Here is a 23,135-nt window from a genome sequence, read left to right as displayed (position 1 = left end):
AGTTCGTGCCGCCGCGCCTTTCGGCTGCCGCACTATGCAATTGCAAAGTCGAATTCCGATCGTTCCTCAATTCGATCGCGAATCTTATCGAATGTCGTGCGGGTATCAAACCAAGGTGAAATTGCACTTCTCAGCCGCGAGTTTATTTCGAAACGACGGCCACCAGTCCAGATTGGTGCGCATGGCGTCATCCATTCTGCGAGCCGAGACTCGACCGGCGCGCCATTCGCCCAAATTACATGATGGTCTTCCAACTCGATGTGGAAATACGTGATCGAGTCGCAGTCATAATCCGAGCAACGCACGATCGATCTGCCATTGACCAAATTGCGGGCCGGTATAAGGACGCCATCGACGTAGAGAGAGTGATTGGGCGAGAGGTAGAGATCTCTCCGGGGCTGGTTCGGACCAAGCGCACCCTGACACACTTTGATAGGAGCAACGTCGTCACTCCATTTCTCGTTGCCACGACGTTCAGACGTCCAACTTCGAATTTTCTTAATTGCTCGAGTGTCGCCTGAAATCGTCGGGAGAGCATCTCCCGCTCGAAGGTCCTCGACCGTTCTTTCGACGTTTGCCGTGAGGATCTTGGTGCCGGCTAGAAAGCAAGCCAACCGACCTCCACCGCCACCGCCGCCGCTCCAGCCCGAGCCACCGGAACCGGGGCCGTCTCCGAAACCAAAGTCCCAGCCACCGCCGCCGCCGGAATTCCCGCCACCACCTGAATTGCCACCGCCACCGGCGTTGGCGCTGCCGCCACCGGAATTGCCACCGCCGCCCGCGTTGGCGCCGCCGCTGCCTGAATTGCCACCGCCGCCGCCGGAATTCCCGCCACCACCTGAATTGCCACCGCCACCAGCGTTCGCGCTGCCGCCACCGGAATTCCTTCCGCGTGACCTGGTGGTGCCGCCACCGGAATTGCTACCGCCACCGGCGTTGGCGCTGCGGCTGCCGGAATTGCCGCTGCCGGCGTTGCCACCGCCACCGCCGCCACCACCAGCGTTGGCACTACCGCCGCCGGAATTTCCGCCACGACCGCCGCCGCCTTGGCAGACATGATGGGAAGAATCCGAATTGCCGCGCGAATTGCCGCCGCTTTCGCCACGGGTTTCGCCGCGGGTGTCGCAAAATCGATCATTTTTGTTGGCGCTATTCCCTGGGCCGTCGGCCGCTGGGTTCCATCCGGCTAAAGCGCTTTTCGCAGCAAAACTCGATACGAGAGCCGTAGAGCCGACTATACCCGCAATTGCAATGACATTGCGCCGTGTTCTTCCAGGGCGGACCTTCGTCACATCGCCGGACTGAGGCATTTGCGTTTTAATATGGGACATTTTTCATTACTCACGACAACTTGGACGCCCACCTTGCAAGATAGGTGACAACGTAAGGCTTAACGCAATTTGCGAGCGGTAAAACCCGATTAAGGAGACCCCCACCACGCCGCAGGATATCGTCAATAAGCCAAACGTGGCATCATTTTTTTTTGCCAGGTCCCTGTGCCCAGGGGCCCGGGAAATTCAGGGGGAGTTTTGTTGCGCCGCCGTTGCGCGGAATGACTCTGCGGCCGGCTGATCGAGATCAGCGGTCCGCTGTTCAAGCCTGTGATCACCCACCAAATAATTTCAAGTGCTTACGCTTTTCATCAGAGTACATTCCGACGCGTTGGTCGCGGGGCCATTTTCGGTCTTGCTGCGTTTTGCTTTTCAGGTTGCTTTGGATCGAAGTGCGTTATTGCTGCGCAATCTGCTTGAAGGGAGCGTCTCATGACTGCAACTTTTCCCGCATCCCATCTGCGTTTGAAACGCGCCTACGAACCGCCGGAGTCTTCCGACGGCGTACGGATACTCGTCGATCGGCTCTGGCCTCGCGGGGTCAGTAAGGAAAAGGCTTCGCTCGACGAGTGGGAAAAAGACATTGCGCCGAGCACCGAGCTTCGGAAATGGTTCGGCCATGATCCCGCTCGCTGGGCGGAATTTCAGCGCCGCTACCGCGCCGAGCTTCGGGAACAAGCAGATATTCTGAAGCACATTCGATCGCTGGCCAAGTCGCATACCGTTACCCTCGTTTACAGTGCGCACGACGAGGAACACAATGACGCGGTTGTGCTGAAGGACGTCCTGCTCGGACGTAATGCCTAAGTGTTTTCTTTGCGCCATCCAAGTAATGGCAATTCGAGGTGCCAAGTTCGCTGGCCAGCTGTCTCTCAGACTAACGCAGCCTGAGCCCGGCCCGCGGTTGCGAGGATTCCCAGTACGTGCCTGACACAACGATCGGCCCAATGGAGACCGCGTCGTCTGATGCCAACGCACTCGACGCTTTGGTGAGGTCTATCCGTGCCTGCCGGGTTTGCCGCGACAATCCCCGCTATGGGCAGCCGTTGGCCCATGAGCCACGACCCATCCTCCAAATTTCAAAGACGGCGCGCATCTGCATCGTTGGCCAAGCTCCCGGAACGCGCGTCAATAAAAGCGGTCGACCTTTCGATGATCCATCCGGTGTCAGGTTGAGGCAGTGGCTCGGTATTGACGAGACCACGTTCTACGATTCTTCCAAGGTCGCGATCATCGGTATGGGTTTTTGCTTTCCGGGGTTGAGGCCAGACGGCAGCGACTTGCCGCCCCGCCGGGAGTGCGCGGAGATATGGCGAGCGGCATTGTTCGCGCAAATGCGGAATGTGAAGCTGCTCGTGATTATTGGCGGCTACGCTCAACGATGGCATCTGGGCCAGAAGTCGGCGCAGCAAGGCGTCAATCAGACGGTGCAGCAATGGCGCGATGTTTACGACGCCGGTTCGTCCATACGCAGAATTCCGCTGCCGCATCCATCGTGGCACAATAACAAATGGCTTGAACGCAATACTTGGTTCGACACGGATCTGCTTCCGGTGCTGCGCGCCGACGTGCGCCGCCTGCTTCGATGAAGCCGCCATGTGATCGCGATACGCTCAGACATTTGTCCGGCGATCGCATTAAATGTCCGTGTAGTGAAACCGGCGACTGTGCAGTAGGCTGCGGTTTGCACATTGCCGAATGAGCCTAGGAGCACGCTTTCTCCTTCGAGATGCGCAGTGTTCTGAGTGCTCGCCCCGAAATTCCGAAAGTTCGCCCTTGCAGAATGCCCGCCATTCCTTTTGACTGCTGTCCAGCATTGGCCAAAGGAAGCTAAGAAGACGACATCTGAACTCCCACCCCACGACTAGGAATAGCCAGTGCCGCTTGGAAGCGTTGCTTCAAGCGACGGTTTTCCTTGCGGAATATTCAGGAGGATTCGATGATAAAGCCCACCGCCGGCGCATTTCTTTTCGGCATTCTAGCGATTGGATATTTCGCCGTTGTCCAACCCGCTCCCGCAGTCGCCCAGTCGGTAGATGAGCTCGCAGCTGTTTGCGCGGGTTGCCACGGCGAGAATGGCGTTCCAATGGACAAGACAATCCCCAACATCTGGGGGCAGAACCGCTCCTACCTGCTGAACCAGCTTGTCGCTTTCAAACTAGGCCACCGTACGAATGAGCAGATGGCCCCTGTGGTCGAGTCGCTCAGCAAGACGGACATGGAAGCGCTTGCGACGCACTTCTCGAAACTGTCGTGGCCGGATCTGCAGCAGCCGCCGGTGCCGGATGATGTGAAGGCTAAGGCCCGCGCAATTCTCGATCCTTTGAATTGTCGGGGCTGCCACCAGGAGCACTATCAGGGCGATACGGTGAGGCCGCGTCTTGCCGGCCAGCAGGACGATTACCTGGTTAAGACGATGACCGATTTCCATACGGGCGATCGCAAGACCTACCTCGGCATGGTCGCCTTGATGAAGTCCATCGATGAAGCGGATATCAAGGCGCTCGGCGCGTATCTGGCCGCTGTGAAGCTCCCCGGTCATTGATCAGGGCCACTAGTCAACTCGGGGGCTCTTGCACGTCCTGACGTTTCGACATGGCGTTTGACTATTCATATCCTGCGGTCGCTATTTGGGCTTCAGGATCGGAATGGCCGTTGATTCACGAGGCTCAAGTCTTGTCGCCGATGGCAAACCGCTCACGTCCTCCAATTCCAATTCAGACATCGTCATTCGTAGCAAGGGCAATATGCCATTAACGGGATGGGAAGTCCCCATTTCGATTTTGACCCCACCACTTGTCCCATGCAGGCCACAGCCCACAAGCAAATGCTCTTGATCCATTGACCGCATGTTTGTCCGTATGCAGCATCCAGGCACTGCATTTGAGATGAAAGTTTTGCGACAATGAACAGATGGCTTGTGTTGGCGGCCCTGCTCGTTGCTGGTTGTGCCCAATCTCCGGCCCTGAGCGATACGGGGTCCGCTGGCCACAGCAGCGCAGGCCCAATTCTGGCGACCAACTCGACGGGGAACGCAACCGCCGAGATTATCTGGCCCTGCCCACAACAGGGAGTCTGGGTCCCCGACTTCCTGAAGACAAACCTCAACATTCTGGTCGATGGAAAGGCCGTTGGCACGATCAAGACGTGCCAGCACACGAGCGTGAGCCTGGCAGCGGGAAGCCGCTCAATCCGTCTCGGCGACCCTCTTGTCGACTTTGGCGCTTTCTCGGGCAATGGCGACGTATTCCAGGTTCCCGCCGGCGGAACTCTTCACCTGCTCGCCAGTCCCGATGGTAACACTCATCTCGTTATCCATGAGGTCAGCAGCAATCGCGCACGTATGGAAATTGCAGAGATCGATACGCATTAAGGGGATGCTATGAAAACCACGCTTGCCGCGGCCACGTTCTTCGCCGGATTTGCCATGACGATTGGAGCTGCGGACGCAGGCGACCTCTACGTGATCTCGCGCTGCGCTCCAATCTCTTTGCTGACCGGATTCATTCCCCAAGACCCGTTTGCCCTTTCGAGCCCCATTTACGTCGACGGGAAACCCGTAGGCGAACTGCGTGTCTGCGACGCCCTTCGCGCTTCCGTGCCGCCTGGGAAGCACAACGTGCGTGTGAAGCTCATGGGCAAGAGCGACTCCGGGATCTCGAGTGATGCCGGCATGAATGTTATTGCCGACACAGAACCGATCTACATCGTGATGTACAACAACAACTTCACCGGCGCCGACTCTGTGGACCCCAAAAGCGGCCGGCAATTTCTCTCCAACGTCCGCACCGCGCGCGGAAAATAACCGCGGGACCTCTTGGAGCTTTGATTGGCGCAGTCGTCGGCTGTGAGTCGCTCAACTTCCGAAACAGCGATCGAGCTTGATGGATCTACATCGATTGGCTGTGCCGGTCGTGGGAGAATGATTTCCGGCTCGAACAAGTCATCTGGCATTGCTGTCGACGGTCTGGGCGGCACGAAAGGCCGCCCGACGAGCGGGCTTAATTGGGGCTCCTGCTGGTTGCCAGATGTGATCATGACAAGTATTGGCCACTCGGGCGCAATCAGGTGGACACAATCGGTCGATAATCAGCGCCCAGAACTGCAACTGAGGTAACATGATGCGCATTTTTCCGATTGGTTTGGCTGCGGCCGCTCTTCTTGTATCGGCGGTATCGGCCGAAGCCCAAAGTCTCCGTCTTGATGACCGGGGCTTTTCCTTCAAGTTCGGTCCGAATGACCGACAGGGAGACGTCGAAGGGAAGCGGGCCAATTGTGAAGTCTATGCCCGTATCGCGCAGGTTCAAGCCGATGCCAACGAACGGTTTAGGTGCGGATTTCGCGGCCCGCGCTGGGATCGCGATTTGAGACCCCATTTCACGTGGTGCCGGTGGACGCCCCGCCGTGTGGTCGCGGATGAGCAGCGGGGTCGGGCCGAACAACTTCAGGACTGCTTCAACCGTCTCGGCGATTTCGACGGCCGTCGCTGAGCTGCGCATCGCGTAAGGTCCAATTATTCTGCGCCTCGGGAAGACTCTTCCCGGGGCGTTTTTTTACCGGTGAAACGCAAGACAGGCGCCGCGCGAGCCGCCGCTATTTGCGTTTCCCAGTTCCCCATCCAGCTTTGATGGCTTTGGAAACTTCCTCGCAAGCCGTGGCGGAAGAGTTCTGGAAGCTTCACAGCCAGCCAAAAGGCGCGTGGACAGTGGAGGCGATATACAAGGGTTGATCGATGATCCGACCCGCCATTTCGTCGTAGCGGACGTCACTGCCTTCGTGCCGGCGGTGACGTCCTGTCTGCCATACAAATTTCGAAACCGGCGCGACGGAATATTAAACCCCTTCATCCTTTTCTTCGATGACTTTCGGCATTTCCGGATATATGACGCGCTCGGACATGAACCGAGCCCGTGTGAGCCCCGTTTGTTCTGTCCATCTCCCGAAATGCAGTCGCGAAAGAAAAAATAAGAAATGCTCGACGAGAAGCTTGAACCGATTTTTGCTGATGTTCTGCGCCGTAATCCTGGCGAGGACGAATTTCACCAGGCAGTACGAGAGGTTCTCGATAGCCTCGGTGCGGTCATCGCCAAACATCCCGATTATGCCGAAGGGGCGCTGATCGAGCGCATTTGCGAGCCGGAGCGGCAAATCATCTTCCGGGTGCCTTGGGTTGACGATAAGGGGCAAGTGCAGATCAATCGCGGCTTTCGCGTCCAGTTCAACTCGGCGCTCGGCCCATTCAAAGGCGGCTTGCGCTTCCATCCCAGCGTGTTGCTCGGCACGGTCAAATTTCTTGGCTTCGAGCAGGTCTTCAAGAATGCGCTCACCGGTATGCCCATCGGTGGCGGCAAGGGCGGCTCGGACTTCGATCCCAAGGGACGCTCCGAGCAGGAGATCATGCGCTTTTGTCAGTCGTTCATGACGGAGCTCTCGCGCCATCTCGGAGAATACACCGACGTTCCGGCCGGCGACATCGGTGTCGGCCAGCGCGAGATCGGCTACATGTTCGGCCAGTACAAGCGGATAACCAATCGCTACGAGTCGGGCGTTCTCACAGGCAAGGGCCTGACGTGGGGCGGATCGCGAGTGCGGACAGAAGCGACGGGATATGGCGCCGTCTATTTTGTCGAGCGCATGCTCGGCACGCGCAAACAAAGTTTCGAAGGCAAGAATGTCATCGTCTCCGGCGCGGGCAACGTTGCCATCTACACGATCGAAAAGGTGCGCAAGCTCGGCGGGCGTGTGATCGCGTGCTCGGATTCCCACGGTTACGTGGTCGACGATAGCGCCTCGGGTATCGACCTCGACCTGCTCAAGGAAATCAAGGAGAAGAAGCGCGGACGCGTTGCCGATTACGCCGCGGCGCGCGGCGCTGGGGTGACCTACGTTCCGGGTGGGCAGATCTGGGATGTTCCGGCGGACATCGCGATGCCTTCTGCAACTCAGAACGAGCTGACAGGACAAAACGCGCGCACGCTCGTGAAGAACGGCGTAATCGCTGTTGGAGAAGGCGCCAACATGCCCTGCACACCGGAAGCCGTTCGGGTATTCATGGACGCAAACGTGCTGTTCGGGCCCGGCAAGGCGGCTAATGCCGGCGGTGTCGCGACGAGCGCGCTCGAGATGCAGCAGAATGCATCGCGCGATTCCTGGACCTTCGAAGCGACTGAACAGCGTCTCGCCAACATCATGAATGGGATCCATGACCGCTGCGCGGAAATGGCGGACGTATACGGTGAGCCCGGAAACTACGTTCTTGGTGCAAACGTCACGGGCTTCATCAGGGTCGCGGAGGCAATGCGCGCCCTTGGGGTCGTGTGACAGGCGAGTGCTGAAGGCAAATTGAACGCAGAAGCGGCATGGTATTGCCGCTTCTTTTTTTTCCAATGATTGCTTCCTCGTCCACGCTGACTTTTGCCGATGCTGAGCACGTAGAATTTAATCTAATTCGTCTGTGTCACTCTTTGAAAATGGCAATCACAATCCGACGCCGTTAATGCGCGACGCCCATTCGCGGCATCTACTTGGAGGACGTGCGCCGAGGCATTTCGAGCGCACTCATCTAGGTAGGAGAGTTCCATATGGGAAAATCCCTCATCGTTTGGTCCTTGGTCGTGCTGTCCTGCACTGCCGGGGCGATCGTGCGGGCGGAAGCGCAGACACCGTTGGGAGAAGACGAGTGCGCTGACGTCTGGAAGAAGGCCGGCGGGCATGACCTCAGCCCGGACCAGGCGAAGCCGTTCGTCAAGAACTTCGTGCAGCTCGACACCGACAAAAACGGCGCGATCAATTGGGATGAGTTCAAGGCTGGTTGCGCGAACGGCCTGGTGCACAAATAACGTGGCAGAATGGCGTTAAGCGCTTTGGTCCGATCGGCGCGTGGAAAGCTCGCGTCGATCGTTCTTTATTTTGGTTGCTGTCGATGTGCGGACGGTGGCGTCGTGCTGAGAGAACGCATCGCGTCTCGGTTCGCTTCGCGTAATGCGGGCGGTGCATTTTGTGGTCTTGGAATGCGTGGAGCATTGATCCACGTCAAATGAAGGTATAGCTCATCGCTTCTCCTTAGCGATTGTCGAACCGAGCGCGAACCGGCGAGCATGTTCTCATGCGAAAGGCCCCGGAGAGACGACGCGTCGGATGGTACACACCATTGTCAGCGTGATTTAAAAAAGTGCGATCGTGCAGTTTCTGGGCAGATACCGATCGTGAGTAACAGAGATCAATTTTTCCATATGCGAATGAATATTTCCATCATCCGTGCGGTATAGAACCCGACGACGCGATTCGTTTTCTGTTCGCGGTGCATGGGCCGATAGCGCCCGGGTTGGATACAAGGCACAACGATGGAAAATGAAACGCGCAACACTACACTGAATGACCGCCTCGCCTTCATCGGGCTCGATAGCGATCAATGCGCGAGCATCCGCAGCATCAAAAACATTATCGACGGAGAGCTTCCGGCTGCCCTAGAGCAGTTCTATCGCACCGTTCAAGAAACGCCCGAAAGCCGCAAGTTCTTCAAGAATCCGGCGCACATGAATTCGGCGAAGAGGGCCCAGATCGCTCATTGGGAGTCGATAAGCGCGGCAAGATTCGATGAGCAGTATTTCGCCAATGTTCGGAGGGTCGGCGAGGCTCATGCGCGTATCGGCCTTGAACCGCGCTGGTACATCGGTGGCTATGCGATTGTCGTTCAACACCTCATCAAATCCATTCTGAACGATACGTGGCAAAAAGGCTTCTCGTTCGGGCGCCAAAGAAAAGGTCCTGAGGAAGTCGGCCAATGCCTTGGCGCGTTGGTGAAGGCCATGATGCTGGATATGGATCTCTCGATTTCCATTTACGTGGAAGCTGCGGAGGCCGCGCGATTGAAGCTCGAAAGGGAGATCGCGCTTGAAGCGGATCGCAAGCGCGCTGAGGAAGCGGAGCGGGAGGCCGAGAGAAAAGGCCAAGATGAAGCGGCCAACAGCGAGCGCGCGGCAGCCTTGACCGCAATGAGCACTGCCATTGCGAAGCTTGCCAAAAAGGATTTGACCTCACGCATGATGCACGATCTGCCCGTCGCCTATCGGGGTGTGCAACGTGAATTTGACTCCGCTGTGGAGCAGTTCGAAGCCGCGCTCCAACACGTCGCGGCAAGCGCCGATGCGATGGTGTCCGGCACCAAGGAGATTTCGTCGGCGGCCGATGATCTGTCGCGACGCACCGAGCAGCAGGCGGCAAGCCTCGAGGAAACCGCTGCTGCGCTGGCGGAGATCACGACGACAGTGACGAAAACCGCGAGCGAATCCGCTCATGCCCGCGATGTGGCGGCAACGGCTAAAGGCGCGGCGGAAGCAAGCCGAAAGGTTGTTCGCGAGGCCATGGACGCGATGGCCGATATTGAAAATTCCTCGAAGGAAATCGCGAAGATCATCGGCGTGATCGACGAAATTGCTTTTCAAACAAACCTGTTGGCCCTCAACGCGGGCGTCGAGGCCGCGCGCGCTGGCGATGCCGGGCGGGGGTTCGCGGTCGTCGCGTCGGAAGTACGGGCGCTCGCGCAGCGCTCCGCAGAAGCAGCGAAGCAAATCAAGTCACTGATCTCTCGCTCGAGCGAGCAAGTGGATCATGGTGTACGCTTAGTCTCCGACAGCGGGGCGACACTCGAACAAATCATTTCGCACGTGACGAGCATCAACGAGATGATCTTGTCCATTGCCCACGCCGCCGAAGAACAGGCTACGGGGTTGGCACAGGTCAACATTGCGATCAACGATCTCGATCAGACCACGCAACAGAATGCCGCCATGGTGGAGGAGACGACCGCTGCGTGTCACAGTCTCGGTCAGGAGACCAGCCAACTCTCGCGCCTCGTCAGCGAGTTCACGCTAGGGGCAAGCGGCGTCGCGTCGCTTCGTAAGACCGCGGATCGCATGGCTTCCAAGATCACGCCGAAGTTGCTGCAATCGTCCGGCAAAACGAGCGCGCCGTCCCGACGTGCCGCTTCCGCGAATGATAAGCCTGAGTGGGAAGAGTTTTGAGAACGATGGACGCAAGGTCTCGTAGCTGGTTTCGGGCAGTTACGTGACTTCTGTCGGACGAGGTCCGACGTTACCGGACGGCGAGATGGGGCAGCGCGATTGCGCGCCGATGCTTTGCCGGGTTATCCAAAAATATGGTCCGATAGTTCGCGGATCGTCGGGCAATGAGGATTGAATAGTTGATGGGCCAGATCAAAGGTCTTCTTTTCGATAAAGATGGCACAATTCTGGATTTCTACAGGACGTGGGTGCCCATCAATCGAATGATGGCGCTCGACGCGGCGGGTGGGGATGTCGATCTTGCCGCGGAGCTGCTGCGAGCAAGCGGCCACGATCCGGATACAGATTTCGCGACGCCTGGAGCGGTGCTGGTCGGGGCTGACGCCAGCGAGCTCGCCGTGAGCTTTGCAGACTTTCTGAAGGAGCGCGCGCCGCCAAATCTGCTCGAAATCATTGCAAGGAATTTTCGCGAGGGCGGAGCCAAGTACGCGACGTTGATCGACGGCGCGACAGAGGAACTCGCAAGGTTGGGCTCTTCGGGATACCGGTTGGGGCTGGCGACGAACGACACGTTCGATGGTCTCGAAGCATCGCTCGGGCGCTTCGGGGGCTTGCTCGAGATGTTTGAATTTCGCGTCGGCTGCGATAGCGGACACGGTGCGAAGCCCGAACCCGGAATGGGATTGGCGTTCGCGAAAGTCGTTGGTCTCGAGCCTTCCGCTTGTGCGATCATTGGAGATTCAACCCACGATCTTGAAATGGGCCGTCGCGCGGGTTTCGGGCTGTGCGTCGGAGTGCTGACCGGTCCGTCCCGTCGCGCCGATCTCGAGCCGCACGCGGATATCGTGATCGATAGCATTCTCGACCTCGCCAACGTCCTGAATGAACGCAGTGCGGCGCTGTAACGAGGCTCCGGCCGGAGAGCTCAATGCAGGCCGTAGCTTTCGCCCGAACGATCCAAAGGGCAAATAGTCAACATCTGAGGTCACGGATCGCGCGTTCCGCGCATTCTCCTTCGATCTCTGCGTCACCGCGACCCACAGACATCATACCAAATTCCCGTCGACCCAATTGTTGGGCGAACTGGACAGAGGTAATGAGTCCGCGGTGGGAGCGCTTGGTATTTTGCAGGCCCCATGTTCGCCGAGATCGTGCGCCTCCCGCGCGACTCTCCGCTGTCTGGGGATTGCGATGATGAAAGACTCGCCCGTTCTATCGAATATCGTCGATGCTGTCGGCAATACGCCATTGGTGCGTTTGCAAGAAGCCTCGGATCAGACGGGCTGCACCATTCTCGGCAAGGCCGAGTTCATGAATCCCGGCCAATCCGTGAAGGACAGGGCTGCAGTATTCCTGATCGAGGACGCGTTGAAGCGGGGCGCGGTCGCACGGGGCGGGGTCATCGTCGAGGGCACCGCCGGCAACACGGGCATCGGATTGACGCTGGTCGGCAAGCACTATGGCTTGCGCAGCGTGATCGTCATTCCCGATACGCAGTCGGCTGAGAAGAAGACGACGCTCCGCATCTTCGGCGCGAAGCTCGTCGAGGTGCCGGCGGTTCCCTACGCAAATCCCAATAACTACGTGCACTATTCGCGCCGCCTTGCCGAGGCGATTGCGGCTCGCGAGCCCAACGGCGCTTGCTGGGCCAATCAGTTCGACAATCCTGCGAACCGCGACGGCCACGCGCGCACGACGGCCGAAGAGATTTGGCAGCAGACCGCGGGGAAGATCGATGGCTTCGTTGCCGCCGTCGGAACCGGGGGAACGCTGGCCGGCGTCGCGCTCGGCCTCCGGAACAAGAACAAAGCCATCAAGGTCGCGCTTGCCGATCCGCCGGGAGCGGCGCTCTATTCTTATTACACATCCGGCGTGCTCAAAGCCCAAGGTTCATCGATCACCGAAGGCATCGGGCAGGGCCGGGTCACACGCAATCTTGAAGGTTTCACGCCCGACGAAGCTTATCAAATCCCGGACGACGAGGCCGTCGCCATAACGCATCGGCTGCTCGAAGCGGAGGGGATTTGCGTTGGTGCTTCGACGGGCGTGAATATTGCGGGCGCTATTCGTTTGGCGAAGAGCTTGGGGCCGGGCCACACGATCGTGACGATCCTCTGCGATCACGGAATGCGCTACCAGTCGAAGCTCTTCAATGCCGAATTCCTGCGGGCGAAGGGCTTGCCGGTTCCGGCGTGGCTCGCTTCAGAGCAACTGGATGTTCCCAACGTTTTCCTGCCGGGTTGAGGCCTAGGTAGCCTAGTTGCGGCGTGTACCTTGCGCGTCCGTCGCCCTATCTTGCTGTCGTCATAAGCAAAGCAGTTATTCTTTGTTCGTTATGACGCCGCGAAAATCTAACATTCCGGACGACTGATGATCCGCAAAAATTCCGGATGGTTTCGATCGTGGTACATGATCTTCTTGCGGCCGGCCCCCGTTTGCTTTCAAGCGATTCGAACACGGAAAAACCCGTTTTCCCTTGGAACATCGATACCATCGTTTCCGAACTCAGGGAGGCGAGGGGGCGCAGCAAAAGAGTGCTCCAGGCGGGCAATCGCCGCGCGCCGCTACCAAGTCCCGAGAAACTTCAACAAGCCATACAAGGCATCTACGCGTCGCTGTTTCCGCGTCATGCAGGCGCGTTCGATCATAGCGACGAAGGTATCGCGTTCTTTGTCGGCAACACGCTGAATGCGGCCCTGCATATCTTGCTCGACCAGGTTCGGCGCGAACACGCTTTCGTCGATGAAGAGCGGGCTTCGCACGAGAGTTTGCTTTCTGCCGAGGAGATCGTCACGGCGTTCTCACGCGAGCTGCCGCAAATCTATGAGCTTCTGGAAAGCGACATTCGTGCGGCCTACGAAGGCGATCCATCAGCAAAGAGCACAGAAGAAGTTCTGCTGAGTTTCCCGGGCATCAAAGCCATTGTGCATCATCGCGTCGCGCACGCGCTGCATCTTCTCGGTTCACCCGTGATCGCGCGCATTATCGCCGAACTCGCGCATTCGCAAACCGGCATCGACATTCATCCGGGCGCGAAGATCGGCGGGAGATTCTTCATCGACCACGGCACCGGCGTCGTGATCGGCGAGACCGCCGTCATCGGTCAACGCGTGCGGATTTATCAGGCGGTGACGCTCGGGGCGAAACGGTTCTCGGTCGATGAAGGTGGTGCGCTGGTCAAAGGTGAGCCGCGCCATCCGATCGTTGAAGACGACGTCGTCATCTACGCCGGCGCGACCATTCTCGGTCGGATCACGATCGGCAGGGGCTCTTCCATCGGCGGCAATATCTGGCTGACGCGCAGCGTTCCGCCGAACAGCACGATCGTGCAGGCGCAGGCGCGTTCTGAAACGTTTGATCACGGATCGGGCATCTAATTCCAATATAACATCGTTGACCAGTGCGTTCTTTCTACAGATAAGCGTGCTGACGAAATTTAGCACTCTAATATAGCAGAGATAGGGATGCCATGGCAGACGAAGCCCAAACGGCGCTAGGCGATATTGCGGCACGCCAATTAGCCAACGCGACGAAGACCGTACCGCAAATGTCGAGCATCACGCCGCGTTGGCTGGTGCACTTTCTGAGCTGGGTGCCGGTCGAAGCGGGCATATATCGCGTCAACAAGGTGCGCGATGCCGATAGCGTCGAAGTGGCATGCTCGGTGCGCGACGAGCGTGTTCTGCCGCAAACCTATGTTGATTACATCGAGAATCCGCGCGAGTATCTTTTGAGCGCTGTGCAGACGGTTCTCGATATTCATACGCGCGTTTCCGATCTCTACAGCGTTCCGCACAATCAGATCAAAGAGCAGCTTCGCCTGACGATCGAGACGGTGAAGGAGCGCCAGGAGAGCGAACTGATCAATAACAAGGAGTACGGCCTCCTTGCGCACGCTGCGGCCTCGCAGAAGATCAAAACGCGTTCCGGTCCGCCGACGCCCGACGATCTGGACGAGCTGATTGCCAAGGTTTGGAAAGAGCCTGCGTTCTTCCTCGCGCATCCGCAGGCGATCGCAGCGTTCGGACGCGAATGCACCCGTCGCGGCGTACCGCCGCCGACCGTCACGCTATTCGGTTCGCCGTTCCTCACGTGGCGCGGCATCCCGCTCATTCCGTCCGACAAGCTCGAGGTGAAGGGCGGAAAAACCAACATTCTTCTGATCAGAACGGGCGAGGCCAAGCAGGGCGTCGTCGGTCTCTTCCAGCCGGGGCTGCCGGGCGAACTGACCAAAGGTCTTTCCGTCCGCTTCATGGGCATCAATGATCAGGCGATCGCCTCCTATCTCGTCTCGCTCTATTGCTCGCTCGCCGTTTTGACGGACGATGCGCTGGGAGTTCTGGAGAACGTCGAGGTGGGCAAGTATCATGTCTATAGCTAATCCCGGATCGGGTGCTGCCGACCTCGATGCTTTGGCGGCAGCGGCGCGGGATCCCAGCGGCGGCGTTCAACCGCCGGCAGGGCTTCCGGACGTCGCGACGCTGACGAAGCTCGCCAACGCATTCTACGCAGCTTTGCCGGGTCAATCGTTGCCGGTATCGGCAGGGCCTTCGCTACCAGGATTCGGCGCTTCGCCGGTTGAGGTCGCCGGTTCGTCAGCGCCGCATGCCGCGGCGGCTGCCGCGTCGCCTGTGCCGTCGAATGGAGTTTCGGGCGCGTTGCCAACGGCTGCGATTGGATCACCGTTCGATCGCTCCGCGATTGATGATCGCGCATTCGACAGCCTCGTCGGTGCCGCTATTCCTTCGCCGCCGTCGAGCACCCTTTCCGGGCCTTCGCTCCCTGGTTTCGGAGCGTCTCCGCCGGAAGCAGCTGGACAAGCCGTCGCTCAATCAACATCAACGACAAACTTCACATCGCCTCCGGGCATTGACGCGCCAGCGACTGCCGTTCCGGTTTCGACGCGCGAAGTCTCGGTCATCGATCTCAAGGGCGTCGACACCCTGACGCGCACACCAGATCCTCTGTTGCCATCGAGCGTCGATGCCGGGCCATCGCTTTCCGGATTTGGCGGCTCGCGGGACATACCTGCTCGGCCGGAAACTTCGCGTTCGACGGATGCGCTCCCTGGGATTTCCCAGTCTTCGCCTCCGCAGCCTCCGCCGGCGACGCCGCCGCCCGAGGTGCTATCCAATCATACCGGCATCGAGACGCCGCATTCGGGCGGGTCTATCCGCCAGTACGACCGCATCGCCCTGCCGTTCGAAGCCGAACTCAGATCGCTTTTGGCGCCGCTTGCAGCAGAGCCGTACGCGAATGGGCGCGGTGCGGATGTCGGATCGGGTTTCTATTTTCTGGACCGGCGAGAGCCGTCTGCGAGTGGCATCAGCGTCCCGGGCGTCCAAGCGCCGGCGCGGCTGCCGGCATCGGGTGGCACCGGTTTCGATGTCGATGGCGTTCGCCGCGATTTTCCAATTTTGAACGAGACGGTCAATGGCCGTCCGCTCATCTGGTTCGACAACGCGGCGACGACGCAGAAGCCGAAGTCCGTCATCGATCGGCTCAAATATTTCTACGAGCACGAAAACTCGAACATTCACCGCGCGGCACACGAGCTTGCTGCTCGGGCAACCGACGCCTACGAGGGCGCGCGCTCGAAAGTCGTGCGTTTTCTCGGCGCGGGATCGGCTGAAGAGATCATCTTCACGCGCGGCGCGACTGAAGCGATCAATCTCGTCGCCGCTACTTTCGGACAGCAGCATATCGGGGCCGGCGACGAAATCGTCGTCACCAACCTCGAGCATCATGCCAACATTGTACCGTGGCAACAGCTTTGCCTCGCAAAAGGCGCGAAACTCAGGGTTGCGCCGGTCGATGACTGCGGCGCGTTGTTGCTCGATGAGTTCGGGAAGCTGCTGAACAGCCGGACCAGGCTTGTCGCGTTCACGCAGGTATCGAATGCGCTCGGTACGATCACGCCCGCCAAGACAATTGTCGAAATGGCGCATCGCGTCGGCGCTCGCGTGCTTATCGACGGCGCGCAGTCAGTGTCGCACATGAAGGTCGACGTGCAGGATCTCGACGCCGACTTCTTCGTTTTCTCCGGCCACAAGATCTTCGCCCCGACCGGCATTGGTGTCCTCTACGGCAAGAAGGCGCTGATGGACTCGCTGCCGCCTTACCAGACCGGCGGCAACATGATCCGCGACGTGACGTTCGAGCGGGTCGAGTTTCACAAGTCGCCGCAACGGTTCGAGGCGGGCACCGGCAATATCGCCGATGCCGTCGGCTTGGGTGCAGCAATTGATTACGTCGAACGCATCGGGCTTAAGAACATCGCCGATTACGAGCACAAGCTGCTCGTATACGCGACGGAGCGGTTGCTGCAGATCCCAGGTCTCAGGATCATCGGGACCGCGCCCGAGAAGGCGAGCGTGATCTCGCTGACATTGAAGGGCATACCAAGCGAAGAGATCGGGTCGCGTCTCAATAAGTATGGGATCGCGGTGCGCTCCGGGCATCACTGCGCGCAGCCGATCCTGAGACGCTTCGGCCAGGAGACAACGGTCCGGCCGTCGTTCGCATTCTACAACACGTGCGGCGAGATTGATGTGCTGGTTGGTGCGCTGAAGGACATACAAGCCGAGACGGGGCTGACGCGGCTCTAACCGGTCTCGGGCAATGTTCTTATCGGGCGCGCCTCGAAAGGGTGAGCTTGTAGGAATGGCCGGTGACGAGCCGGTGATACAGCGAACCGCAGATTACGATGAAGGTTGCGCCAATCACGATGGGCGCGACTAGAAACGTCCATCCTGAATGGGCCAATGCGATGACGATCGGGTTGGCGCCAGCCGGCGGATGAAGCGTATCCGTCAAGAGCATCGCCGAAATGGCGATGCCGACGCCAAGCGCGATCGCTATTGGCGATGATCCGATGCATGTCGCGACAAGCAGTCCGCATGCTGCCGTTACTAGGTGTCCGCCGACGACATTGTACGGCCGGGCCAACGGGCTCGCGGGCGCACCGAAGACCAGTGCACAACTCGCTCCGAATGGCGCGATGAGCAGCGGCGCAATTTCTGTCGCGTTGGCGATCGTCAGCAGCAGGATCGTAAGAAAGGAACCCAAGCCCGCGAATGCCGCAAGGCGCCATGGTCTCGCGAACAGCCAAGCGACGGCGCGGCTCTGCGAAGATGCCGGTGATACATCAGAATCGATTTGGGTCATTGCATCCATGATGGCAAGGCGAGGGGTCGCCGAAGCACAACGGGTGCTTCGGCGACTGGAGTTCGCTACTTCTTGAACTTCGCGGCCTCTTCCGAGCCGCTGGTCGCGTTGCCCGCGCTGTAGGAGTGCGCACCGACTCCCGCCAGCTTGCCGCCCTGCACGACGAGATATTCGTTGCGGATGGGCTTGCCTGCGAAATAGCACTCGAGGATCTCGCGCGTGCCTGCAGCGTAGCGCGTCTGCGCTGAGAGGGAAGTGCCCGAGATGTGGGGCGTCATGCCGTGATGAGGCATGGTGCGCCACGGGTGGTCCTGCGGCGGAGGCTGCGGGAACCACACGTCGCCCGCGTAGCCGGCGAGCTGCCCGCTTTCGAGAGCGCGAACGATGGCGTCGCGATCACAGAGCTTCCCGCGCGCCGTGTTGACCAGATAGGCGCCGCGCTTGAAGTTCTTGAGCGACTTATCGTTGATCATATGCTCGGTTTCGGGATGCAGCGGGCAGTTCAACGTCACCACATCGCAAACCTTGGTCAGGCTTTCGAGGCTCGAGTGGTGGGTGAGGTTGAGCTCCTTCTCGACAGCCTCGGGGAGGCGATGGCGATCCAGATAGTGGAGGTGGACGTCGTAGGGCTTCAGCAGACGCAGTACGCGAAGGCCGATGCGGCCAGCTGCAACGGTGCCGATGTGCATGCCTTCGATGTCGTAGGAGCGCGATACGCAATCCGCGATATTCCAGCCGCCCTTGATCACCCAATTGTACGAGGGGATGTAGTTGCGGACGAGCGAGAGCATCTGCATCACGACATGCTCGGCCACGCTATTGCTGTTGCAATAGGTGACTTCCGCAACCGTGATGTTGCGGTCCATCGCAGCTTGCAAATCGGTATGATCGGATCCGATACCAGCTGTAATGATCATCTTAAGTTTGGGAGCCTTGGCGATGCGTTCGGCGGTCATGTACGCCGGCCAGAAGGGCTGCGAGATGACGATTTCCGCGTCGTGCAGTTCCTGATCGAGCTTGGAGTTCGCTCCGTCCTTGTCGCTCGTTACGACAAGCGTGTGACCGGCGGCTTCAAGGAATTTCCGCAGGCCGAGTTCGCCTGAGACGCTGCCGAGCAGCGCGCCGGGTTTGAAATCGATGGCCGAAGGTGTCGGCGTCGTCTGGCCATCGGGATATTTCGTGATCTTCGGGATGTCGTCGCGGGCGTAGGATTTAGGGTAGCCGTCGACGGGATCGTCATAGAGGACACATACGATTTTTGCCATGTTGATCTCCTTCATGGAATTGGCCATGAGGCGGCGCTTCGTCAGGGGGCGCCGGACGAATGACATATAGTCATGGAGGTGAGACGTTTCGTGGCCTTGGCCGGCCGGCGTCGCTCCTCGCGCTTCCTCACCCTGACCGCTGGCTTTCTATGGAGCCGTCCGCTTGCCGGGGTGCGTGGACTGTCGAGGCAGCACCGTTTTGGGTCAAACAAATGGTATTTAACGGCTGATTGATGCCATCGATCAAACGCTATGGAGCGACTTAAGGCTGAGCTCCGCTTCAAGGTCGAGCCGATCGGCGCAGCGCATCAATGCGTGGGCCAGTGGCGTCAGCGGATCGCGATCAGAAGCGACGAGGCCTATCGCTTGGCTGTGTACCGGTTCGACCATGTCGATCAGGGCGAGTTCATTGCATCCTGCAAAAATATAGGAAAACGTGTGCGGGATGATGCTCGACCATTCTCCGCTGCAGACGTGTGAGCAGACGGCGAGAAACGAATTCGACGTAATGGTCGGCGAAAGCTTCAGACCTAACGAACGAGTGATGTTGTTCAGAACGCGCCGGTTCTGCATGCTCTCTTGCAGCAGGCATAGATTTTCGCTTACCGCCGTCCGCCAGGTGACCGTATCGCTCTGAGCGATTGGATTATCTTTGTGCGTCACGAAGAGGTAGTGCTCGCGATACAGTGGCTTCCTGCGCACATTGGAAAGGGGCTCATTGTCGAGATAGGTGAGCCCGGCGTCGATCTCGAATTTGTCGAGGGCGCTCTGAATCTGAACCGATGACATCGATTCAATGTCGATCGCCACATTAGGATATTTGGCGCAGAACGGAGACGTCAGCTTGGCGACGGCCGGCATTGCCGCTGGTACGACGCCCAGCCGCAATATTCCCTTCAGCCCTTGACGAAGTCCTTCGACGTCCTGCTTCAGGCTTTCGTAGTCCGAGATGATTTGCGATGCCCATTCGACCACGCGCTCGCCCTCGGGAGTGAGCCCTATGAATCTCGGCTCGCGGATCACGAGACGCATATCGAGTTCGCGTTCCAGCGCCTTGAGGCCGGACGACAACGTACTCTGCGTGACGTGGCAACGCTCCGCCGCGCGCCCGAAGTGCTTTTCACGCGCCAAGGCAACCAGGTAACTCATCTGTCGAACGAACACGGCTCAGCCCATCACATCCTAAAAGCGCACGATATAGCGTTTCAGCTATTTCGATGCCAGCGGTATGTGACGTCCGAGATCACCTCATGGAAACTTCCGCCGGCCGAAAGCATTTTTCCTCGTCGCGGAACGGCCGTGCCATTCGTTCTGAATTTGGGTCTTCGATGAGGCGATAAATGAGTCCGGGTATCGCGAGGACCTCGCCAGTTCGAAGATTGTCCGCAATCGGTTGTCCGTCGCGGCGGGTCGACGCGATGCCTGAGAAAATGAAGAGGCGCCCTGATGAGTCGCGCATGTATTCCGGAAACTCATGCCCGCGATAGCATCCTATCGCTGGCCCAACTGGAACCGGATCGACGAAGGTGAATTTCGGCTGACGCCGCCCCTGAATGAGCGCCCGAGGGAAGGCAGAGATCGTCAGGTCCGACATCATAAACATGAGCGCTCGTTTTCCTATGTCGACGTCACACAGCCGCCAGCCGAAGCACCGGGGGCAACGAACAGCATCACGCGTGCCCCCAAGACGTAAAAGATCGAAAATTTCAATCGACAGCATTGCGAGAATTAATGTTGCAGCGCACGGCAAGGTGCCGGTCCGCACAGGCACGCAATGATGTTCCGAGCTTTAATAAGTTTCGAGCGAACCGCTGATTTCCGACAGCAGCAACTGGCGCGCGAGTTTTCTCGGTGCGCGGGGGTTGGTGATTATGAAAACCGGTGATGATGGCCGCTCGCTCTCTCGGAGGACAGGCCAGAGCCGGCCGGCCTGAACATCGGGATCTGCAAATCTCTCGGGCAGGAAGCAAATGCCTACGTTCAACAGGGTCAGCCGCTTGGCAGCGTCGAGATGCTCCGACAATCCGGCAACGACGCGGCCAAGACCATGACGGGTTCTGAACTCGGTCAATGCGCCCGGTTCATCGGCGCCAGTCAGAATGAAGGCTTCCGATGCGAGGGTGCCCGGATCGTCGAACGTCCGGCCGAAGAGCCGGTGTGCCGGGCCGACGTACGGCCGGTGGACCTCGTTGAACAGAAAATCGTATTTGAGGTCGCTGCGCAGAGAGCTCGCGGGAGCCACGCCGATGTCTATCTCTTCGCGCAGGAGGGCGCCTGCAACCGAATCCCAAGTCTTGATATCGATGATGATCTCGGCTTTGGGGTGACTGCCATGGAAGCGCGAAATGGCGCTGTCCAGCTGATCGCACACCAGACAGGAAACAACTTGGATAGAGACACGTCCGGCGACACTGTCGCCCGCTTTGGAGACCTTTTTCGGCAACTGCTGCACAAGTCCATTGATCGATCCGCAGGAGTCCGCGATCAGCATGCCTTCATCAGTCAGCGCGAAGCCGCTCGGTCCCCGATCGCAGAGCTTCACGCCAAGCTGCGATTCGAGCCGCTTGAGCGCCAAGCTCAATGCCGGCTGCTTCCGGCTGAGTGTTCCACTCGCGCGGCTGATGCCTCCGGACTGCGCGATCACGTGAAACGTCTTCAGCAGATTCCAATCGAGGTTTCGCGAGAAGGAAGCAATGCTCTTGGCCATGGGCGTGTCCTCATTGGGGAAGCAGAAAAACTGATCAGCGGTGCGTGGCGCGGGCATGGTCGCGGTCTCTGTTCTGGCCATCGCAACATGGCACAGGGCGTTCAATGAACTCTGTCCTATTCGGCATTGCGAGCGCCGCAAGCCTCGGGGTTGCGGATTTCATGGCGCGCTTCAGCTCGCGCGCGCTCGGGGCGACATTGACGTACGCCGTCGTGCTGCTGATCGGCGTAATAACGTCGTCGGTGTGGATCGCCGTCAGTGGCGAGAGACTCATCTGGACCCCCGTCGGATGTGCGCTCGCCATCGTGCACGGTTTAAGCGTTGCCGCAATGTGTATGCTGCTCTACGCGGGTTTGGCGCGCGGTCCGGTTGCGATCGTCGCCCCAATCGTTGCAGCGCACCCAGCCTTCGTGCTCGTCGTCAACGTAGCGATGGGGCTTCGACCTACGTTCTACCAGTGGGCGGCGATGGTCGTGATCATTCTCGGCGGCATCCTCATCGCGCGAAGCGCGGAAGGACATCCGCAATTTGCGGCGTCCGATCGTAAAGAGCTGCGCAAGACGATCATCATCGCACTCGGCGCGTGCCTCGCCTACGTCGTACTCGTCACGACGGGGCAGGCGTCGGCGCAGCGTATCGGCGAACTGCAGACGTTGTGGCTTGGACGCTTGAGTGGCTTTCTGCTGGTTGGCGTCATGCTCGCCGTGCAGCGTCGCAGCATCGCCATCCCGCGTGCCTGGATCCCGTTCGTCGGTGCTCAGGGACTTCTCGATACGCTCGGCTATATCGCGTTTCTTGCGGGATCGACGACCAGCAATCCTCACATCACGATGGTCGTTGCGTCGACTTTCAGCGTCGTGACCGTCGTGCTGGCGAAGTTCGTCCTGAAGGAACTCGTCAGCCGCCAGCAATGGCTTGCCGTCGCGATGATCGCGGCAGGAACGGCCGTGCTCTCCGGATCGGCCTGATTCGGTGCTTTCAGCCTTTTTGCCTATGGTCTGGAGCTTCTCCGTCGGGGTCGCGCCAAGACGGTAAATATTACTAATAGGAGGCGCACAGCGAAAGTTGCTTGGAAGGAACGAAAGTTTCGTGATAGTAGACGTCCCCGGAAACTGGAGTCGCGAAAAACGCCGCCAATTCGGACAGCCGGCCTTCGCCTGCGCGGATTGCATCGGGTTCTCGCGTCCTGAGGGGAAGCAACAGCATGTCCGTGAAGTCCGACATCGAAATTGCACGCGAAGCAAAAATAAAACCCATCGCGGAGGTTGCCGCCAAGGTCGGCGTCCCATCGCAAGCGCTAATTCCTTACGGGTGGACGAAGGCGAAAATTTCGTTCGACTACCTCAAAGACATTGAAAGTTTCAGCGACGGCAAGCTGATCCTCGTCACCGCCATCAGCCCGACACCGGCGGGCGAGGGCAAGACGACGACGACGGTCGGTCTCTCCGACGGCTTGAACCATATCGGCAAGAAGGCGATCGCGGCGCTGCGTGAGCCGTCGCTCGGGCCGTGCTTCGGCGTCAAGGGCGGCGCGGCGGGCGGCGGCTACAGCCAGGTCGTCCCCATGGAGCTGCTCAACCTGCACCTCACCGGCGACTTCCACGCGGTGACCGCGGCGCACAACATGCTGTCGGCGATCGTC

General features: G+C 59.1%; 22 protein-coding genes. 15 read left to right on the top strand and 7 right to left on the bottom strand.

Annotated elements, in window-relative coordinates; genetic code table 11:
- Nucleotides 1-32: 32 nt before the first annotated feature.
- Complete coding sequence (locus tag K2Q04_RS21185) at nt 33-1,331, bottom strand: Hint domain-containing protein (RefSeq protein ID WP_291167356.1); 1,299 nt, start codon at nt 1,329-1,331, stop codon at nt 33-35.
- Nucleotides 1,332-1,763: 432 nt separating this feature from the next.
- Between K2Q04_RS21185 and K2Q04_RS21180 the strand changes: the two genes are divergently transcribed.
- The 5 genes from K2Q04_RS21180 to K2Q04_RS21160 all read left to right on the top strand — a co-directional run bounded on the left by K2Q04_RS21180 (nt 1,764) and on the right by K2Q04_RS21160 (nt 5,136).
- Nucleotides 1,764-2,138: a DUF488 domain-containing protein gene (locus K2Q04_RS21180; RefSeq protein ID WP_291167353.1), complete on the top strand. Its 375-nt coding sequence runs from the start codon at nt 1,764-1,766 to the stop codon at nt 2,136-2,138.
- 116 nt (nt 2,139-2,254) lie between these two features.
- Nucleotides 2,255-2,920 carry a uracil-DNA glycosylase family protein gene (locus K2Q04_RS21175; protein ID WP_366935779.1) on the top strand — a complete coding sequence of 222 codons (666 nt, stop codon included), beginning with the start codon at nt 2,255-2,257 and terminating at the stop codon, nt 2,918-2,920.
- Between the two features lie 350 nt (nt 2,921-3,270).
- The gene (locus K2Q04_RS21170; RefSeq protein WP_291167350.1) at nt 3,271-3,876 is read left to right on the top strand and encodes a c-type cytochrome; all 606 of its coding nucleotides are present in this window, start codon (nt 3,271-3,273) and stop codon (nt 3,874-3,876) included.
- Nucleotides 3,877-4,236: 360 nt separating this feature from the next.
- Entirely contained in the window at nt 4,237-4,704 is a 468-nt protein-coding gene (locus K2Q04_RS21165; protein ID WP_291167347.1) for a hypothetical protein, read from the top strand.
- 9 nt (nt 4,705-4,713) lie between these two features.
- Nucleotides 4,714-5,136 (top strand): hypothetical protein, encoded by a 423-nt coding sequence (locus K2Q04_RS21160; protein ID WP_291167345.1) that lies wholly within the window; start codon nt 4,714-4,716, stop codon nt 5,134-5,136.
- Nucleotides 5,137-5,395: 259 nt separating this feature from the next.
- Here K2Q04_RS21160 and K2Q04_RS21155 read toward each other — a convergent pair whose 3' ends face one another.
- Nucleotides 5,396-5,830, bottom strand: coding sequence for a hypothetical protein (locus K2Q04_RS21155; protein ID WP_291167343.1), 435 nt, complete (start codon nt 5,828-5,830; stop codon nt 5,396-5,398).
- A 472-nt stretch (nt 5,831-6,302) separates the two neighbouring features.
- Between K2Q04_RS21155 and gdhA the strand changes: the two genes are divergently transcribed.
- The 8 genes from gdhA (at nt 6,303) to K2Q04_RS21115 (ending at nt 16,962) form a co-directional block, all read left to right on the top strand.
- Entirely contained in the window at nt 6,303-7,652 is a 1,350-nt protein-coding gene (gdhA, locus tag K2Q04_RS21150; protein ID WP_291167340.1) for an NADP-specific glutamate dehydrogenase, read from the top strand.
- A 260-nt stretch (nt 7,653-7,912) separates the two neighbouring features.
- Entirely contained in the window at nt 7,913-8,170 is a 258-nt protein-coding gene (locus K2Q04_RS21145) for an EF-hand domain-containing protein (protein WP_291167337.1), read from the top strand.
- A 504-nt stretch (nt 8,171-8,674) separates the two neighbouring features.
- Nucleotides 8,675-10,354 carry a globin-coupled sensor protein gene (locus K2Q04_RS21140; RefSeq protein WP_291167335.1) on the top strand — a complete coding sequence of 560 codons (1,680 nt, stop codon included), beginning with the start codon at nt 8,675-8,677 and terminating at the stop codon, nt 10,352-10,354.
- A 182-nt stretch (nt 10,355-10,536) separates the two neighbouring features.
- On the top strand, nt 10,537-11,259 hold the full coding sequence (locus tag K2Q04_RS21135) for an HAD family hydrolase (RefSeq protein WP_291167332.1): 723 nt from the start codon (nt 10,537-10,539) through the stop codon (nt 11,257-11,259).
- A gap of 286 nt (nt 11,260-11,545) precedes the next feature.
- Entirely contained in the window at nt 11,546-12,598 is a 1,053-nt protein-coding gene (locus K2Q04_RS21130; protein WP_291167329.1) for a cysteine synthase A, read from the top strand.
- 146 nt (nt 12,599-12,744) lie between these two features.
- A complete protein-coding gene (epsC, locus tag K2Q04_RS21125) occupies nt 12,745-13,731 on the top strand; it encodes a serine O-acetyltransferase EpsC (protein WP_291167326.1) in 987 nt (328 codons plus the stop codon).
- A 92-nt stretch (nt 13,732-13,823) separates the two neighbouring features.
- Nucleotides 13,824-14,735, top strand: coding sequence for a family 2A encapsulin nanocompartment shell protein (locus K2Q04_RS21120; protein ID WP_291167323.1), 912 nt, complete (start codon nt 13,824-13,826; stop codon nt 14,733-14,735).
- On the top strand, nt 14,722-16,962 hold the full coding sequence (locus K2Q04_RS21115; RefSeq protein WP_291167321.1) for a family 2A encapsulin nanocompartment cargo protein cysteine desulfurase: 2,241 nt from the start codon (nt 14,722-14,724) through the stop codon (nt 16,960-16,962). The genes K2Q04_RS21120 and K2Q04_RS21115 overlap by 14 nt, the downstream gene beginning before the upstream one ends.
- A 19-nt stretch (nt 16,963-16,981) precedes the next feature.
- Here K2Q04_RS21115 and K2Q04_RS21110 read toward each other — a convergent pair whose 3' ends face one another.
- The 5 genes from K2Q04_RS21110 to K2Q04_RS21090 form a co-directional block, all read right to left on the bottom strand.
- The gene (locus K2Q04_RS21110) at nt 16,982-17,521 is read right to left on the bottom strand and encodes an HPP family protein (RefSeq protein ID WP_291167318.1); all 540 of its coding nucleotides are present in this window, start codon (nt 17,519-17,521) and stop codon (nt 16,982-16,984) included.
- A 65-nt stretch (nt 17,522-17,586) separates the two neighbouring features.
- Nucleotides 17,587-18,786: an NAD-dependent formate dehydrogenase gene (locus K2Q04_RS21105; RefSeq protein WP_291167315.1), complete on the bottom strand. Its 1,200-nt coding sequence runs from the start codon at nt 18,784-18,786 to the stop codon at nt 17,587-17,589.
- Nucleotides 18,787-19,029: 243 nt separating this feature from the next.
- Nucleotides 19,030-19,935 (bottom strand): LysR family transcriptional regulator, encoded by a 906-nt coding sequence (locus K2Q04_RS21100; RefSeq protein ID WP_366935778.1) that lies wholly within the window; start codon nt 19,933-19,935, stop codon nt 19,030-19,032.
- 94 nt (nt 19,936-20,029) lie between these two features.
- Entirely contained in the window at nt 20,030-20,389 is a 360-nt protein-coding gene (locus K2Q04_RS21095; RefSeq protein WP_291167309.1) for a hypothetical protein, read from the bottom strand.
- Nucleotides 20,390-20,575: 186 nt separating this feature from the next.
- Entirely contained in the window at nt 20,576-21,493 is a 918-nt protein-coding gene (locus K2Q04_RS21090; protein ID WP_291167307.1) for a LysR family transcriptional regulator, read from the bottom strand.
- A 104-nt stretch (nt 21,494-21,597) separates the two neighbouring features.
- On the opposite strand from K2Q04_RS21090, the gene K2Q04_RS21085 reads away from it, so the two are divergent.
- Together K2Q04_RS21085 and K2Q04_RS21080 are read left to right on the top strand one after the other, a co-directional pair.
- Nucleotides 21,598-22,461, top strand: coding sequence for a DMT family transporter (locus K2Q04_RS21085; protein ID WP_291167304.1), 864 nt, complete (start codon nt 21,598-21,600; stop codon nt 22,459-22,461).
- Nucleotides 22,462-22,697: 236 nt separating this feature from the next.
- Nucleotides 22,698-23,135 (top strand): formate--tetrahydrofolate ligase (locus tag K2Q04_RS21080; RefSeq protein WP_291167301.1); only part of this gene is annotated, 438 nt, incomplete at its 3' end.

It is taken from the genome of Hyphomicrobium sp., from assembly GCF_019753045.1.
Classification (GTDB): domain Bacteria; phylum Pseudomonadota; class Alphaproteobacteria; order Rhizobiales; family Hyphomicrobiaceae; genus Hyphomicrobium_B.
The sequence above is the reverse complement of the archived record's forward strand: the minus strand, read 5'-3'. Positions and strand labels throughout refer to the sequence as shown.